At 56.1% G+C, this 2,371-nt stretch carries 2 protein-coding genes; both read right to left on the reverse strand.

Going from position 1 to position 2,371, the window contains the following annotated elements:
• A partial coding sequence (locus MFF22_RS24540; RefSeq protein WP_238253387.1) for a radical SAM family protein occupies positions 1 to 766 on the reverse strand: 766 nt, incomplete at its 3' end.
• A gap of 14 nt (positions 767 to 780) precedes the next feature.
• Positions 781 to 1,722: a UDP-glucuronic acid decarboxylase family protein gene (locus MFF22_RS24545; RefSeq protein ID WP_238253388.1), complete on the reverse strand. Its 942-nt coding sequence runs from the start codon at positions 1,720 to 1,722 to the stop codon at positions 781 to 783.
• Positions 1,723 to 2,371 lie beyond the last annotated feature (649 nt).

Here is a 2,371-nt window from a genome sequence, read left to right on the forward strand (position 1 = left end):
AAGTTGCACGCCGAAACACACAAAAGCGATCCACCTGCGCTTCGAAGGCCTTCATGGGAAGCTTCCACCAGCCAGGCGTCACCTCCATGCCGTTATTGCCACCCCGCGCCAGATCGAACGAGGCTGCGACCTCGCAGAAGTAGGCCTTCAATTGACCGTGGATCTGCACGATCGAAGCGGACCAGAACTGGTTGACATCACAGCGCCCGATCCGCTCCCACATCTCAACCGGTTCGTAGAGATCCTGGATGGCGGCAAGCAATGACGAATGGTCGGAGTGCCCCTCATAGTACAAACCGAGTTGCTTCAGCGGCTCAAGGGAGGCGACCCCGCGCTTGCTGTTGTGCGGATTGAGGTTGAATACACCGAATGTCTCTTTGGACAACTCGGCATGCTTGAAGACATTATTGGTCCAGAGACCCCGCTGTTCCTTATTGGGAATTTCTTCGGCGAAGATCTTACATAGCTCAGCAAATTTTGGATGCATGCAAGGGTTGCCCCCGATGATCGCAATGGTTCCCGGGTAATCCTTCAAGCTCTGGACCGCCAGTCGAAAATTCTCCGGTGACATATCCCAGTGCTCGTCTTGATTGACGAGCAATCGCGTGCAATTCGAACAACCCAAATCGCACTTGTTCGTAATATCGATGCAGATGATTTTCATCTGCGACGGCGAACGCATCGATCCCAGAGCCTTACGGCGTGCATCCCTGACTTTAGGCGGCACGGCGGCTGCGGAGCGAGCCGGCAGAGTCTCGGTCGTCATTAGTTCTTCCATACTCAAGATATAATGGATCGAAAGTAACGAATGGTCTCCTTCAGACCATCTTCAAGCTGAACTCTGGGCTGCCAGCCCAGATCGTCCCGGGCGAGCCCAATATCAGGCTGGCGTTGCCGGGGATCATCGGCGGGGAGGGGATGGTGCACGATGCGGCTTCGGGAGCCGGTCAAGCGCAGTACGCATTCCGCCAGCTCTCGAATCGTAAATTCCGATGGATTGCCGAGATTGATCGGCCCTCCGTAAGACGCCGGCTGATCCATCATTCGGATCATCCCGTCGATGAGGTCATCGACGTAGCAGAAGCTCCGTGTCTGATTGCCATCCCCATAGATGGTGATGGGATCTCCCCGCAGGGCCTGGACGATAAAGTTGCTCACCACGCGGCCGTCATCCGGCCGCATGCGCGGACCGTAGGTGTTGAAGATCCGAACGACCTTCGTATTCAACCCGTACTGGCGCCGATAATCAAAGAAGAGCGTTTCCGCACAACGCTTGCCTTCGTCGTAGCAAGCCCGAGATCCGATCGGATTGACGTTACCCCAATATTGCTCGGTCTGTGGGTGAACGAACGGGTCCCCGTAAACTTCGGATGTCGATGCCTGCAGGACACGAGTTCTCAGCCGTTTCGCCAACCCCAGCATGTTGGTTGCGCCGAGCACACATGTCTTCGTCGTTTGAACCGGATCGAACTGATAGTGGATCGGCGACGCTGGACATGCCAGGTTATAAATATCACCAACCTCTACGTAGAGAGGGAAAGTGATATCATGGCGCATCGCTTCGAATCGTGGCTGCGCATGTAGATGAATGATGTTGTCTTTTCGGCCGGTAAAGTAATTATCGACACATAAGACATTTCGTCCTGCGGAGAGCAGGCTGTCGCAGAGGTGGGATCCGAGAAAGCCCGCGCCACCCGTAACGAGAATCGGCGCGTGGGTCACGGATGGCCCATGACTTGGGACGGGCGACGATCAAGGGCAGCGTTCGCTTTGAGACGACGCTCGTGCAAACCATCTCGAACCGGCCCGGTCCGCTGTGTCGAATAGGCCATCCTGGCCATTCCTCGATGCTATCGGGCAGCCTACAAGGGCTGCCAATTCATCTTCGATAGCGGAAAGGTTGCAGCTTGTGAATATTAATCCTGCATAAATCAAATATTCGACCGTCGATAGCAGAATTCTAGTTTATATACTTTCGGTTGCATTGGCAAAATGAGACACTGCAATACCGAATGGTTTGGTCGAGCGCCTATCAGCGTGCCAGGTAATGCGGCAGGTTTGGATACCGAAGTCCGAAGAGAGGGATGGCATGCTTTAGATACGTCGCATCTCAGGTGGTCGGCCACATTCCCGGTTTTTTACTCCTCACCACCCTCTTGCGTCAGTCATAGACGGGCCTGTGCGGGAGGGGGCTGTAGGGGTACCGGGCGTGCTGGGGCATGCCGGGGGAGATAGCGTGGCCGGTGTGGGGTTTCCAAAGGGCCGTGCCCTTTGGCGGGTGCAGGGCGGTGCCCTGCGTGTCCGCGGCGCAAACGAAAAACCCGCCCGCGTCTTGCGACGGGGCGGGTGGTTCGATGTGCTGGTTGCGGGG

It is taken from the genome of Methylobacterium persicinum, from assembly GCF_022179525.1.
GTDB classification, from domain to species: Bacteria; Pseudomonadota; Alphaproteobacteria; order Rhizobiales; family Beijerinckiaceae; genus Methylobacterium; species Methylobacterium persicinum.